The 13,361-nt window shown below is 65.2% G+C and carries 12 protein-coding genes; 5 read left to right on the forward strand and 7 right to left on the reverse strand.

The window, feature by feature from the left end; all coding sequences use genetic code 11:
* The first annotated feature begins 2 nt into the window (after positions 1–2).
* Complete coding sequence (locus tag ACSSVC_RS17725) at positions 3–707, forward strand: NAD(P)H-dependent oxidoreductase (RefSeq protein WP_404939647.1); 705 nt, start codon at positions 3–5, stop codon at positions 705–707.
* Positions 708–996: 289 nt separating this feature from the next.
* Here ACSSVC_RS17725 and ACSSVC_RS17730 read toward each other — a convergent pair whose 3' ends face one another.
* The 7 genes from ACSSVC_RS17730 to ACSSVC_RS17760 all read right to left on the reverse strand — a co-directional run bounded on the left by ACSSVC_RS17730 (position 997) and on the right by ACSSVC_RS17760 (position 8,309).
* Positions 997–1,782 carry a PA4824 family protein gene (locus ACSSVC_RS17730; RefSeq protein WP_346632721.1) on the reverse strand — a complete coding sequence of 262 codons (786 nt, stop codon included), beginning with the start codon at positions 1,780–1,782 and terminating at the stop codon, positions 997–999.
* Between the two features lie 74 nt (positions 1,783–1,856).
* Positions 1,857–2,207: a DUF2493 domain-containing protein gene (locus ACSSVC_RS17735; RefSeq protein WP_253130548.1), complete on the reverse strand. Its 351-nt coding sequence runs from the start codon at positions 2,205–2,207 to the stop codon at positions 1,857–1,859.
* Entirely contained in the window at positions 2,195–3,910 is a 1,716-nt protein-coding gene (locus ACSSVC_RS17740) for a Na/Pi cotransporter family protein (RefSeq protein WP_346632722.1), read from the reverse strand. The genes ACSSVC_RS17735 and ACSSVC_RS17740 overlap by 13 nt, the downstream gene beginning before the upstream one ends.
* Before the next feature lie 27 nt (positions 3,911–3,937).
* On the reverse strand, positions 3,938–4,138 hold the full coding sequence (locus ACSSVC_RS17745; protein WP_346632723.1) for a hypothetical protein: 201 nt from the start codon (positions 4,136–4,138) through the stop codon (positions 3,938–3,940).
* 125 nt (positions 4,139–4,263) lie between these two features.
* Entirely contained in the window at positions 4,264–6,975 is a 2,712-nt protein-coding gene (mgtA, locus tag ACSSVC_RS17750; protein WP_346632724.1) for a magnesium-translocating P-type ATPase, read from the reverse strand.
* A 285-nt stretch (positions 6,976–7,260) separates the two neighbouring features.
* Positions 7,261–7,551: a hypothetical protein gene (locus ACSSVC_RS17755; protein WP_492611099.1), complete on the reverse strand. Its 291-nt coding sequence runs from the start codon at positions 7,549–7,551 to the stop codon at positions 7,261–7,263.
* 407 nt (positions 7,552–7,958) lie between these two features.
* Positions 7,959–8,309 carry a hypothetical protein gene (locus ACSSVC_RS17760; protein WP_346632726.1) on the reverse strand — a complete coding sequence of 117 codons (351 nt, stop codon included), beginning with the start codon at positions 8,307–8,309 and terminating at the stop codon, positions 7,959–7,961.
* A 559-nt stretch (positions 8,310–8,868) separates the two neighbouring features.
* On the opposite strand from ACSSVC_RS17760, the gene ltnD reads away from it, so the two are divergent.
* The 4 genes from ltnD to ACSSVC_RS17780 all read left to right on the forward strand — a co-directional run bounded on the left by ltnD (position 8,869) and on the right by ACSSVC_RS17780 (position 13,354).
* Positions 8,869–9,774: an L-threonate dehydrogenase gene (gene ltnD, locus ACSSVC_RS17765; protein WP_346632727.1), complete on the forward strand. Its 906-nt coding sequence runs from the start codon at positions 8,869–8,871 to the stop codon at positions 9,772–9,774.
* Positions 9,775–9,784: 10 nt separating this feature from the next.
* Complete coding sequence (otnK, locus tag ACSSVC_RS17770) at positions 9,785–11,077, forward strand: 3-oxo-tetronate kinase (RefSeq protein WP_492611100.1); 1,293 nt, start codon at positions 9,785–9,787, stop codon at positions 11,075–11,077.
* Positions 11,074–11,712 (forward strand): 3-oxo-tetronate 4-phosphate decarboxylase, encoded by a 639-nt coding sequence (otnC, locus tag ACSSVC_RS17775; protein ID WP_346632729.1) that lies wholly within the window; start codon positions 11,074–11,076, stop codon positions 11,710–11,712. The genes otnK and otnC overlap by 4 nt, the downstream gene beginning before the upstream one ends.
* Positions 11,713–11,890: 178 nt before the next feature.
* Complete coding sequence (locus ACSSVC_RS17780; protein WP_346632730.1) at positions 11,891–13,354, forward strand: GntT/GntP/DsdX family permease; 1,464 nt, start codon at positions 11,891–11,893, stop codon at positions 13,352–13,354.
* Positions 13,355–13,361 lie beyond the last annotated feature (7 nt).

Here is a 13,361-nt window from a genome sequence, read left to right on the forward strand (position 1 = left end):
TCATGAAGGTACTGATCGTTCACGCCCACCCCGAACCCCAATCCTTCACCGCCGCCTTGCGCGACCAGGCCCGCAGCACCCTGGAGGCCCAAGGGCACCAGGTGCAGGTCAGCGACCTGTACGCGATGAACTGGAACCCGGTGGCCAGCGCCGCGGATTTTGCCGCCCGGGATAATCCGGATTATCTGGTGTACGCCCTGGAGCAACGTCTGGGGGTGAAGAACGCCAGCATCGCCGCGGACATCCAGGGCGAGCTGGACAAGCTGCTGTGGGCTGACCTCTTGATCCTCAACTTCCCGGTGTTCTGGTTCTCGGTGCCGGCCATGCTCAAGGGCTGGATCGACCGGGTGCTGGTGTCCGGGGTGTGTTATGGCGGCAAGCGCTTCTATGACCAGGGTGGGCTGGCGGGCAAGAAAGCCCTGGTGACCCTGACCCTGGGCGGGCGCGAGCACATGTTTGGCGAGGGCGCGATCCATGGACCGCTCGAAGAAATGTTGCGCCCTTTGCTGCGGGGCACATTGGCCTATGTTGGCTGTGACGTACTGGAACCGTTCGTGGCCTGGCACGTGCCTTACATCAGCCAGGAAGCCCGAGAAGAGTTCCTGCACAGCTACCGGCAGCGGCTGGAGCATCTTGCAGACGAGCAACCGCTGGTTTTCCCCCGCCTGGAGCAATTCGACGAAGCCCTGCACCCCCTCCCAGCCTGAACGGCCCTGCGGTGGCCCGTTTCACTGCCCCCCGTAGGAGCCGGCTTGCCGGCGAAGAGGCCCGTAAGGCTTGCAGCGCCTGGGCCGACGCCTTCGCTGGCAAGCCAGCTCCTACAGCAGACAGATAGACCGTGCAGTTCCCTGTAGGAGCCGGCTTGCCGGCGAAGAGGCCCGTAAGGCTTGCAGCGCCTGGGCCGACGCCTTCGCTGGCAAGCCAGCTCCTACAGCAGTCAGATACACCGTGTAGTTCCCCGTAGGGGGGGATGGGGGATTGGAAAAGGTCGGGGGCTCAGAATCTCAGGGTCGCGCCGGTGGTAAGCCAGCGGTCGCGGTCTTCGGTCAGGTGCTGGCCAACGATCAGGTCCAGGTCCAGGTGCTGCCCCACGTGCAGGCGTGGGCCGGCCTGCCAGCCCTGTTCGCCGCCGCGCTGGCCATAACGCTCGGCAATCAGGGTCAGGCTCGGCATCAGGTCGTATTCCACACCGGTGCCCCAGGTCCAGCGATGGTTCTGCTCGCCATCGTCGTAGGCGTGGGTCCAGCCGGCATTGAGGTTCAGCCGCAGGCTGTCGCTGGCGCTGAAGGTCAGGGGCAGGGAGAGGTCGCCGCCGTCGAAGCTGTGGTTGCGGTTCAGGGCCCAGTGGGCAGAGCCGGCCAGGGCCAGTTGCAGGCCCAGGTCTTCGCGGTTCAGCAGTTGGACCTTGATCTGCGGACTGAGCTGGGTTTCGCCGTGATCATCGGCATGCTGGCGCTGCACCGCGGCGCCCAGTTGCACCCAGGGCAGTTGGCTGAAGGTGCAGGCCGGGGCAATCACGCTGTTGTGGCTGGAGCCTTGGTGCCGGGTGCTCTGGTACCAGACATCGACATTGCATTCCCCGGGGGCGTTGATGGCGCCGTCGTCCACCACGTAGGCGCCGCCGGCGGCCTGGGCTTTGGAGCACAGGGCCAGGGTGGCGGTGGCACCGGCGGTGAGGGCGAGGAACAGCAGGTTGCGTTTGAGCATGCGGCTTTTCGCGGCAGGCAGGGTGTGGCCCCAGGAGGCGGAACGCGAGGAGCGATGTGGGCTGTGCTTGGACATGGCGGATCTCGTTCTGTTGGGGCGCCGGACCGTTTGGTTGGGGAGCCGGCGCGGGTGGGTGCTGCGTGGGGTGTTTACTGGTCGTCGACCGAGAGGGTCTGGATGCCGCGGACCCGGGCTTGGGCCAGCAGCTCTTCGGTGTCTTCCCCGCCGGGCAGGGCGAGGACGATGTCCGGGCGGCTGTCGGCCAGCATGAAGCTGTTGCGCAGGCGCTCGGCGTGTTTACCGTGCAGTTGCCAATTGGGCGGGTAGCGGACGATGTTGGCCCCGGTTTCCCGGGCCCAGTCCTCGATGTGGGCACCGAGGAACTGGCTGCCGCCGTGGATCACCACCCGCACTTCATGCAGGCGCTGGAAGGCTTCCAGGACCCGGCGGCACAGGCGGCTGTCGGCGTAGTAGCGACCGGCGCAGATCAGGACGCGCATGCAGCGTCCTCCTTGGACCCGGCCACGGGATGCTCGGCGCTCGGCGCGTCGGCCAGGGGCTCGCTGAGGTAGCCGTGTTCGATGTCGCGTTCACCGGCCCGCTCCAGGGCCGGGTAGGCCAGGGCGGCGATGTGATGGTGGACCCGGCGATAGTCGCGCAGCAGGCGCTGGAAGATGTCGCCGGATTCGGCCCAGGCGCTCTGGTCTTCCCGCAGTTTGCGAAAGTGCTCACGGCCGGCGGCGGCTTCCAGGCGCCGCACATTTTCCTTGCGTGCCAGCAGTTGGTGGGCGGTGGGCAGGTCTTCGCGCAGGAACACGGTGATGGCCAGGCTCAGGCTGTCCAGCAACTCCTGGTGCAGCGGGTACAGGGTGCCCAGCTCGAAGGCGGAGAAGGCTTCGCCGCGGCGCAGGCGGCGCACTGCCAGTTGCGCCAGGCTGGTGCTGAGGATGTCGCCGGCGTGCTCCAGGTTGATCACCAGCAGCAGGATTTCCTGGGAGCGGTCGGCGTCCTGGTCACTGATGCCTTCCTTGCCGATGTCCGCCAGGTAGGCGCGGATGGCTGCGCTGAGCAGGTCCAGGGACTGGTCGATGTGCCGCACCTGCTCGGCATGGACCAGGCTTGAAGTGCGAAACAGCTGCAGCACCCGGTCGAGCATGCTTGAGAGCATGTCGGCCATGCGCAGGGCTTCCCGGGCGGCGTTGGACAGGCCGATATTGGCCACTTCCAGGCCGGCTTCGTCCAGGTACAGCGGCATACCCGGGTCGGTGACCGGGGCGGGGGCCGGCAGCAGCCGGGTCAGCAGTTTGCCCAGGGGTTCGGTGAAGCCAATGAACAGCAGGCCGAGGATCAGGCTGAAGGCGCTGTGCAGATAGACCACCAGCAATTCCGCTGGCAGGGCTTGCACCGCATCCAGTTGGGCCAGGGCGGTGATCCAGGGCAGCACCAGGACCACGCCCACCAGGCGCACCAGTAGGTTGCCCAGGGGCAGGCGCCGGGCCACGTTGCCGCTGGCGCCGAGCAGGGACGGCAGGGTGCCACCCAGGTTGACCCCCAGCACCAGGGCCATGCTGGTGGCCGGGGACAGCAGGCCGGTGCTGGCCAGGGAGGCGATCAGCAGCACCACCGCGACGCTGGAGTGGCACATCCAGGTCAGCAGCATGGCCACCAGCAGGGCCAGCAACAGGTCGCCGTCGAGGCTGGTCATCACCAGCTGGAACACCGGGGTGCTTTCCACCGCGCCCAGGGTGGCGCCGAGCATGCCCAGGGCCAGGAGCATCAGGCCCAGGCCGATCAGCGCGCAGCCGATGCTTTCAAAGCGCGAGTCGTCCCGCAGTCGGAAGCTCAGGAAACCCGCCAGCAGCACCACCGGGGTCACCAGCGACAGGTCGAGGCTGAGCAGCTGGACCACCAGGGTCGAGCCGATGTTGGCCCCCAGCATCACCGCCAGGGCGGGGGCCAGGCCCAGGGTGCCGGCGGCGGTAAAGGAGCTGGCCATCAGGCTCACCGCGGTGCTGCTTTGCAGCACGCCGGTGATGCCGACGCCGCACAGCAGCGCCAGCCAGCGGTTGTTCAGGTGTTGCCCGAGCCAGTGCCGCAGCGGGCTGCCGAAGCCTCGCAGCAGTGATCCGCAGATCATTTGCGAGCCCCAGAGCAGCAGCGCGATGGCGCCGGCCAGGTTGATCAGAAGAGTGGTGCCCGACATGAGTATTCTCCCGGGACTGTGACAGGTTCAAGCAATCGCCAGCCGCAGGGAGGCGCGGGTGATGGCGGCGCTGAAACCCAGCAGAAAACGAATTTCAACGGCGCTCAGCAGGCCCCGGACATACAGCCGGATGCTCACCCGGGTAAGCAGGCGGGCGCAGGCGCTGAGGCCGATCACCAGCAGTGCGCGCAGGGCGCGTTGCAACGACGAACAGGCTTTGAGGACCATGGCGATGCTCCTTGCAGGCGAACAGCGTCGCCGTCGGCGAGGCGCTGGCCGCGCCGACGGTGGCATCGTGAATCTTGAGTGTCTGGCGCATCCGGTCTGCACCGCATGCGCCAGGGGTCAGGCCCTTAGAACCACTGCTTGAAGCGGCGGATGTACAGGGTCTTCATGGTCTGGGCGACCACGCAGTAGGCGAGCAGGGTGCCCACCAGCCAAGGGAAGTATTCCCATGGCAGCGGCACCAGGCCGACCATGCTGCCCAGGGGCGAGAAGGGCACGTAGATCCCCAGCGCCATCACCAGGCCTGTGGCCAGCATTACCGGCAAGGCGGCGGTGCTCTGGATGAACGGGATCTTGCGGGTGCGCAGCATGTGCACCACCAGGGTCTGCGAGAGCAGGCCTTCGATGAACCAGCCGGACTGGAACAGGGCGGCCATTTCCACGCTGTTGGCGGCGAACACGTACCACATCAGGGCGAAGGTGGTGATGTCGAAGATCGACGAGGTCGGCCCGATCCACAGCATGAAGCGCCCGATGTTCTTGGCGTCCCACTTGCGTGGCTTGGCCAGGTATTCCTTGTCCATCTTGTCCCACGGCAGCGCCAGCTGGGAGAAGTCGTACATCAGGTTCTGCAGCAGCAGGTGGATCGCCAGCATCGGCAGGAAGGGGATGAAGGCACTGGCCACCAGTACCGAGAACACGTTGCCGAAGTTGGAGCTGGCGGTCATGTTCAGGTACTTCATGATGTTGCCGAAGGTCTCGCGACCCTTGATCACCCCTTCCTCCAGCACCATCAGGCTCTTTTCCAGGAGGATGATGTCCGCCGATTCCTTGGCGATGTCGGTGCCGCTGTCCACCGAGATGCCGACGTCGGCATCGCGCAGGGCCGGGGCGTCGTTGATGCCGTCGCCGAGAAAGCCCACGGTGTGGCCGTTGGCCTGCAGGGCCTTGAGCACCCGGGACTTCTGCAGTGGGGTGAGCTTGGCAAACACCGTGCGCTCTTCCACCAGACGCCCGAGCACCTGGTCATCCATGTGCTCGATGTCGCGACCCAGCAGCGGTTCGCCCGCTTCCAGGCCCACTTCACGGCAGATCTTCGCGGTGACGATGGGGTTGTCGCCGGTCAGCACTTTGACGGTCACGCCGTTGTCACGCAGGGCGGCGATGGCCGGGCCGGCGGTTTCCTTGGGTGGATCGAGGAAGGTCAGGAAGCCTTCGATCACCAGCTCGCGCTCATCGCTGGCGCTGTACTGGCTGCGGGTTTCACCCTTGGGCAGGTCACGGGTGCCCAGCAGCAGCACGCGGAAGCCGTCACGGTTGTAGTCTTCGGCCAGTTGCAGCAAGGCGGCGCGGCGCTCAGCGTCGAGGCTCACGGCAATGCCGTCCTGGCGCACCTGGGTCGCGGTTTCCAGCATCTCTTCCACCGCGCCCTTGCACACCAGCAGGTGGTCGCCGCGGGCATCGGCGAGGATCACCGACAGACGCCGACGGACGAAGTCGAAAGGCAGCTCATCGACCTTGCGCCAGGCGGCGGGCGGAGTGAAGTGCGGGTTTTCCTCGGCGAAGCTGACCACTGCACGGTCCATCAGGTTCTTCATGCCGCTCTGGTGGTGGCTGTTGAGCCAGGCCAGTTGCAGCACGGCATCACAGCGGCTGCCGCTGATGTCGACGTGGTGTTCGAGGATGATCCGGTCCTGGGTCAGGGTGCCGGTCTTGTCGGTGCAGAGCACGTCCATGGCGCCGAAGTTCTGGATCGCGTTGAGGCGCTTGACCACCACCTTGCGCTTGGCCATGGCCGCGGCGCCCTTGGCCAGGTTGGCGCTGACGATCATCGGCAGCATTTCCGGGGTCAGGCCGACGGCCACCGCCAGGGCGAACATGAAGGCTTCGGCCCAGTCGCCCTTGGTGAAGCCGTTGATCAGCAGGACGATGGGCACCATCACCAGCATGAAGCGGATCAGCAGCCAGCTGACGCTATTGACCCCACGGTCGAAGGCGGTCTGGGTACGCGAGCCGACGATGGAGCGGGCCAGGGAGCCGAAGTAGGTGCGCCCGCCGGTGGCCACCACCACGGCAGTGGCGGTGCCGCTGACCACGTTGGTGCCCATGAAGCAGATGTTGGGCAGGTCCAGCAGGTCTTGCTGGTCGGCGGCAACTGCCTTGGCGGATTTTTCCTGCACGGCCCCCAGGGTGTCGTATTTCTCCACTGGCAAGGCTTCGCCGGTGAGCACCGCCTGGCTGATGAACAGGTCGCGGGATTCGATCAGGCGGATGTCGGCCGGGATCATGTCGCCGGCGGACAGCTGGATGATGTCGCCCACTACCAGTTCGCGCATCGGTACTTCGCGAACCCGGGCCTGCATGCCCATCTGCTCGCGGCGCACTACCGCTGCGGTGGTGCGGACCATGGCCTTGAGGGCCTCGGCGGCCTTGGCCGAGCGGTGTTCCTGCCAGAAGCGCATCAGGCCGCTGGCCAGCACCATCACCAGGACGATGATCACGCCGGTCAGATCAGTTTCTTCGCCGGCTTGCAGCGGCAGCCAGAAGTCGGTGAAGAAACTGATACCGGTCAGGGTCATCAGCACATAGATGAAGGGGTTGTTGAAGGCTTGCAGCAATTGCACCAGGGCGTGGGGCGGACGGTCGTGGGCGACCTCGTTGTGGCCATCCCGTTGCAGGCGGCCTTCGGCGTCCAGTTCAGTCAGGCCAGCGGTGCTGGAGTTGACGTTGGCCAGGGTCACGGCCAGGCCGTTCTGGGCTTCGCGGGCGGCACGCATCGACAGTTTGTTGCTGTCGCTGGTGGCGCTGGTGTTGCGGGAAGTTGTGGTTTTTACAGTCATTTCGTGTGCTCCTGCCGCCTGACTACGGCACGACACACCGACAACTCAACTAATTAAAGACGAGCGAAAGTATGTCGAACCGCAGGTTAGCGATCGATTCGGATCTTGGCGTTTTTCAGGTTTTAACGTTCGCTGCCCAAACAATGAAGTTGAATGGGCAGCGAACCTACTACTGGCCTCTTCCATAACTTTCTCCAGCAAGTTTGATTAACGAGAAGGAAATAAGGCGCCGTCAAACTTCCAAGTAGGAAGTTTGTGTGAAAACAACGGAAAGTGACCGTTGATTTATGGGTAAGTGCGCGCCCCGAGGTACAGGCCGAAGATCAGTCCGGCCTGCTGAAAGAGCAGGGCCGCGCCCCGACTCTGCGGGTCCTGGCTGTCATCCAGACTCCAGCGTTGCTGCAGCTGGCCGGTCATGGGGCAGACGCGCCAATTGGCCCGCAGGGCGGTGGCGGCGTTGGGTGAGGAAGAGGAGAACGGCGAGCGTGCGAGAGCCTTGGGCTCACGGCACAGCTTGACCCGCATGGTCGCGGCAAAGGCGCGTACACCGGGCATTACAGAGGAAGTGAAGTGCATAACTTGTGCCTCGCGACCGGACTGGTTCCGGGGAGGCAAGTTACGTTGGAGCGTCAAGCCCTAGCGCAGCTTACCCGACCGCGGAGTCGAGTCCCGTCATTTTCAGGGTTAAGTGCCTGGCTCTGCGCAGCGGCAGTGACCAGACAGCGTCTAGATACTGTGTCCATTGGCTTCTTTAGTGAGTTGAAAAAAGGCCGGATTTCCCGGCCCGCGCAATTTACTCAGGAGGGCCCATCGAGTCAAGGCTAAATTGCCTTGAATCTCTGTTCCGTGATGAAGTTTCAGGCGAGGTTCAGCTTAAGGGATGAGTTCAGGTATCGGGGACTGGAGAATATATAAGGGATATAACGAAGAAGTGCTCATGACGGATGGGGCGTCATGAGCACTGAATATAATTTCGCGGATTATCAGTTCAGCAAGTGCCGGGATATATCCTTGTAAGTATTGCTGTCAGTGGCGGCCATCAGTTGCCGCCCATCCTTGAAGGTGCCGATGAAGGTCACTTCGTTTTCCGTGCCTGCCATCAGGTAGCCGGCGATGGCGCCCACTGGCCCCAGCAACATGGCGCCGGCAATGCCATAGCCAAGCGCGTCCTTGTTGGCGATGGGACTTTCAGTCGCGATTTCCAGGCTCTTGAAGGCCGATGCCTTGATCTCGACGCCGGCGCTGTTGAGCACGGTCTTGAGCCTGAAGGTGCCGTGCCGGTACTCGCCGGCACCCTGCAGGAAATCGCCCGATAAAACTTCAATGTTTGCCATGTTGAATCATCCTTATCCAAGCATAACGAGACGGACCATTGGGCCCCTCGTCAGCGGGGGCGTCAACGGAGTTGCGATGAAGGGTGCTACCGCCAGTCAGCGATCTTCATGTCCTGAGCCTCGATCAGGATCCAGCGCTCAATGCTGATCCAGATCAGGGCTGTGAAAGGTTTTAGCAGGCGAGGGCGGGTGGACCTCGATGTTCCGACCAGTGGCGGTCGCAGGCCGTGCGCAGCGGGCTGGGAATGGCGATGTTAAAAAATGTTAGATTGAAAAATCTCTTCACATAATCCGTTCATTGGTGGATGATCGTTCACAGCCAAAGCTCAACCTGATAACAACAGCAACAGGATGGCCAAGATGATCGATTCGCTCCTGCCTCTCTCGGCACCTGTCCAGGGTGCCCTGCACCTTCCGGGCTTGCCGTCTGGCGCTGCGCCTGTTGCCGCTGCCTGTGTTGCATTTGCCGGACCTGCAATCCGGATTTCCCTGTCCTGCCCGGTTCTTGCCCGGCGCCTGTCCGGCGCGGCACAGTCCTGGTCTATTTCTGGAGTCCCCCATGAATAACAACAATGTCGGTGTCATCGGTCTTGGCGCCATGGGCCTGGGCATCGCCCGTTCGCTGTTGCGCAGCGGTTTCAAGGTGCACGCCTGCGACGTCCGTGCAGCGGTCACCGAGCAGTTTGCCGCCGAAGGCGGAGTGGCTTGCGCCTCGGCGGCGCAACTGGCGGGCGCATGCGATGTGATCGTCACCGTGGTGGTCAACGCCGAGCAGACCGAGAGCGTGCTGTTCGGCGAAGGCGGGGCGGTAGCGGCACTGCGCCCCGGCAGCCTGGTGATCGGCTGCGCCACCGTGGCCCCGACCTACGCCGTGGACCTGGGGCAACGCCTGGAGGCCCTGGGCCTGCTCTATCTGGATGCACCGATCTCCGGGGGCGCGGCCAAGGCCGCCGCCGGCGAGATGACCATGATGACCTCCGGCCCGGCGGCCGCCTACGCCAAGGCCGAAGCCATCCTCGGCGGCATGGCCGGCAAGGTCTACCGCCTGGGTGACGCCCACGGGCTGGGCTCCAAGGTCAAGATCATCAACCAGTTGCTGGCCGGGGTGCACATTGCCGCCTCCGCCGAAGCCATGGCCCTGGGCCTGCGCGAAGGGGTGGATGCCGACGCCCTGTACGAGGTGATCACCCACAGCGCCGGCAACTCCTGGATGTTCGAGAACCGCGTGCCCCATATCCTCAAGGCCGACTACACGCCACTGTCCGCGGTGGACATTTTCGTCAAGGACCTGGGCCTGGTGCTGGATACCGCCCGGGCCAGCAAATTCCCCCTGCCGCTGTCGGCCACCGCGCACCAGATGTTCATGCAGGCCTCCAGCGCCGGTTTCGGCCGCGAGGACGACTCGGCGGTGATCAAGATCTTCCCGGGCATCGACCTGCCCGTGGCCAAGCCCGATGCCGTTTGAGGAGGCTGTGATGACGACTTCCAATCCACGCCCGCTACTGGGTTGCATCGCCGACGATTTCACCGGCGCCACCGATCTGGCCAACATGCTGGTGCGCGGCGGTATGCGCACGGTGCAGAGCATTGGCATTCCCAGCGCCGAGGTGGCCGCCGGCCTGGACGCCGACGCGGTGGTGATCGCGCTGAAATCCCGCACCACTCCGGTGGGCGAGGCGGTGGCCGAATCCCTGGCGGCGCTGCAGTGGCTGCGGGATCAGGGCTGCGAACAGATTTTCTTCAAGTACTGCTCGACCTTCGACTCCACGGTGGCGGGCAATATCGGCCAGGTCAGCGAAGCGCTGCTCAAGGCCTTGGGTGGCGATTTCACCTTGGCCTGTCCGGCGTTTCCCGAGAATGGCCGGACGATTTTCCGCGGCCACCTGTTTGTCCAGGACCAGTTGCTCAACGAGTCGGGCATGCAGCATCACCCGCTGACGCCCATGACCGACGCCAACCTGGTGCGGGTGCTGCAGGCGCAGACGGCACTGCCGGTGGGCCTGCTGCGCTATGACAGCGTGGCCCAGGGCGTGGACGCGGTGCGGGCGAAGATCGCTGAACTGCGGGGCAAGGGCGTCGCCATGGCGATTGCCGATGCGCTGTCTGACGCCGACCTCTACACCCTCGGCGCGGCCTGTGCCGACCTGCCGCTGTTGACCGGTGGTTCCGGGCTGGCCCTGGGCCTGCCGGAGAACTTCCGCCGCGCCGGCAAGCTGCGGGACCTGGATGCCGCGAGCCTGCCGTCGGTGGGCGGTGGCGAAGTGGTGCTGGCCGGCAGTGCCTCGGCGGCCACCAATGCCCAGGTGGACGCCTGGCTTGAGGCCGAGCGTCCGGCCCTGCGCATCGATCCCCTGGCCCTGGCGGCGGGGGAGCCCGTGGTGGCCCAGGTCCTGGCTTTTGTCCAGGCGCAGCAGGACACCGTGCTGATCTACGCCACCAGCACCCCGGAGCAGGTCAAGGCGGTGCAGCGGCAATTGGGCGTCGAGCGGGCCGGTGCCCTGGTGGAGAACGCTCTGGGCGAGATTGCCCAGGGCCTGCGGGACAACGGCGTGCGGCGCTTTGTGGTGGCCGGCGGCGAAACCTCCGGGGCGGTGGTCAAGGCCTTGGGAGTACGGCTGTTGCAGATCGGTGCACAGATCGATCCCGGGGTGCCGGCCACGGTCAGCAGCGGCGGCGAGCCCCTGGCCCTGGCCCTGAAGTCCGGCAACTTCGGCGGTCGCGACTTCTTCGCCAAGGCCCTGCGCCAACTGGCCGGAGGTCAGCCATGAGCCGCGAAAACGCCCTGCGCGAAGAAATCTGCGACGTCGGCCACAGCCTCTATCAACGGGGCTACACCGTCGGCAGCGCCGGCAACATCAGTGCGCGACTCGACGATGGCTGGCTGATCACCCCCACCGATGTCTGCCTCGGGCGCCTCGATCCGGCGGCCATCGCCAAGGTCAACCTGGCGGGGGAGTGGGTCAGCGGCGACAAGCCGTCCAAGACCCTGGCCCTGCATCGCCAGGTGTATGACCGCAATCCGGGCGTGGGCGGGGTGGTGCACACCCATTCCACTCACCTGGTGGCATTGACCCTGGCCGGGGTCTGGCGCGACGACGACATCCTGCCGCCGCTGACCCCGTATCAGGTGATGAAGGTCGGGCACATTCCACTGATCGGCTACCAGCGTCCGGGTTCGCCCAAGGTCGCCGAGCAGGTGGCGCAACTGGCCAACCGGGTGCGTGGAGTGATGCTCGAACGCCTGGGCCCGGTGGTCTGGGAAAGCAGCGTGTCCAAGGCCAGCTATGCCCTGGAAGAACTGGAGGAAACCGCGCGCCTGTGGCTGATGAGCCAGCCGCGACCGGAGCCCCTGGATCAACACGCCCTGGACGAACTGCGGGACGCTTTCGGCGCCGCCTGGTAATCACTGACAAGGCTTCATGGCAAGCGGCCCTCGGGAGCGCCATCGGGCTCTCGCGGGGAGCGGCTTGCCGGTAAAAAACAATAACAACAGGACATCCCGAGATGAACGACTGCATAGGCTTTACGGGTTCCAGCGCTCTGTGCCACACACGCCAGCAACCTTGTGGGGGGCTGTCGCTATGAGCCCGCTGATTCTGATGATCACTGCCGGGGCCGGCATCGCCCTGTTGCTGTTCCTGGTGCTCAAGTACAAGTTCCAGCCCTTTGTCGCCCTGATGCTGGTGAGCATCCTGGTGGCCCTGGTGGCCGGGGTGAAACCGGCGGAGCTGGTGGCCACCATCGAAGGCGGCATGGGCAAGACCCTTGGCCACATCGCCATCATCATCGCCCTGGGCGCCATGATCGGCCGCATCATCGAACTGTCCGGGGGCGCCGAGGCCCTGGCCAAGACCCTGATCGAGCGCTTCGGCAACCGCCGTACGCCCCTGGCCCTGACCATGGCCGGCTTCATCATCGGCGTGCCGGTGTTCTTCGAAGTCGGGGTGATCATCCTCATGCCACTGGCCTACGGCGTGGCCCGCAGTGCGCGCAAGCCGCTGCTGGTGTTCGCCTTGCCGATGTGCGCTGCGTTGCTCACCGTGCACGCCTTCCTGCCGCCCCATCCGGGTGCGGTGGCGGCGGCCAGCCAACTGGGTGCGGACCTGGGGCGGGTGCTGATGTTCGGCCTGCCGCTCACTGCGCTGCTGTGCTACGTCGGCTATCGCGTTGCCGGGCGCATGACCCGACGCAACTACCCGATGACCGACGATATCCGCGCTGAAGTCTACGGTCCTCACGTCACCAACGAAGACCTGGCGGCCTGGAACAACGGCGCCGAACAACCGGCCAGCGCCCAGGCAGTGGCCGCCGTGGCGCACATGGGCCTGGAAGAGTCCACCGGCAGCCTGGCGGCGAAACTGCCGCCGGCGCCGCCACCGGGTTTCGGCCTGATCGTCAGCCTGATCCTGCTGCCCATCGTGTTGATCCTGCTGGGCACCCTGGCCACGTCCTTGCTGCCACTGGAATCCACCCTGCGCGGCGTGTTGACCGTGCTGGGCGCGCCGCTGGTGGCGCTGCTGCTGGACACCTTGCTCTGTGCCTGGCTGCTGGGCTCGCGCCGCGGCTGGAGCCGCAGCCAGGTCTCCGACGTGATCGGCTCGGCCTTGCCCGGGGTGGCCATGGTGATCCTGATCGCCGGTGCCGGCGGGGTGTTCGGCAAGGTCCTGGTGGACACCGGGATCGGTGCCGTGGTCTCCGACATGCTGCGCACCACCGGCCTGCCGGTACTGGCCCTGGGCTTTCTGCTGACCATGCTGCTGCGCGCCGTGCAGGGCTCCACCACCGTGGCCCTGGTGACCACGGCCGGCATCATCGCGCCGCTGATCGCCACCCTCAACCTGAGCCCCAACCACATGGCCCTGCTGTGCCTGGCCATGGGCGGTGGCGGGCTGGCGATGTCCCATATCAACGATGCCGGGTACTGGATCTTCACCAAGCTGGCCGGGCTCAACGTGGCGGACGGCCTGCGCACCTGGACCGTGATCACCACCTTGCTCGGCACCCTGGGGTTCTGTATTACCCTGCTGATCTGGCCGTTTGTCTGACCTTGGA

This window comes from Pseudomonas sp. E1BtOHC1, from assembly GCF_058744285.1.

Excerpts from the sequence above, each read along its gene's own strand:
- otnC (WP_346632729.1), top strand. The coding sequence starts at position 11,074 with ATGAGCCGCGAAAACGCCCTGCGCGAAGAAATCTGCGACGTCGGCCAC.
- ltnD (WP_346632727.1), top strand. The coding sequence starts at position 8,869 with ATGAATAACAACAATGTCGGTGTCATCGGTCTTGGCGCCATGGGCCTG.
- mgtA (WP_346632724.1), bottom strand. The coding sequence starts at position 6,975 with ATGACTGTAAAAACCACAACTTCCCGCAACACCAGCGCCACCAGCGAC.
- ACSSVC_RS17730 (WP_346632721.1), bottom strand. The coding sequence starts at position 1,782 with ATGTCCAAGCACAGCCCACATCGCTCCTCGCGTTCCGCCTCCTGGGGC.
- ACSSVC_RS17760 (WP_346632726.1), bottom strand. The coding sequence starts at position 8,309 with ATGGCAAACATTGAAGTTTTATCGGGCGATTTCCTGCAGGGTGCCGGC.
- ACSSVC_RS17735 (WP_253130548.1), bottom strand. The coding sequence starts at position 2,207 with ATGCGCGTCCTGATCTGCGCCGGTCGCTACTACGCCGACAGCCGCCTG.
- ACSSVC_RS17725 (WP_404939647.1), top strand. The coding sequence starts at position 3 with ATGAAGGTACTGATCGTTCACGCCCACCCCGAACCCCAATCCTTCACC.
- ACSSVC_RS17755 (WP_492611099.1), bottom strand. The coding sequence starts at position 7,551 with ATGCACTTCACTTCCTCTGTAATGCCCGGTGTACGCGCCTTTGCCGCG.
- otnK (WP_492611100.1), top strand. The coding sequence starts at position 9,785 with ATGACGACTTCCAATCCACGCCCGCTACTGGGTTGCATCGCCGACGAT.
- ACSSVC_RS17740 (WP_346632722.1), bottom strand. The coding sequence starts at position 3,910 with ATGTCGGGCACCACTCTTCTGATCAACCTGGCCGGCGCCATCGCGCTG.
- ACSSVC_RS17780 (WP_346632730.1), top strand. The coding sequence starts at position 11,891 with ATGAGCCCGCTGATTCTGATGATCACTGCCGGGGCCGGCATCGCCCTG.
- ACSSVC_RS17745 (WP_346632723.1), bottom strand. The coding sequence starts at position 4,138 with ATGGTCCTCAAAGCCTGTTCGTCGTTGCAACGCGCCCTGCGCGCACTG.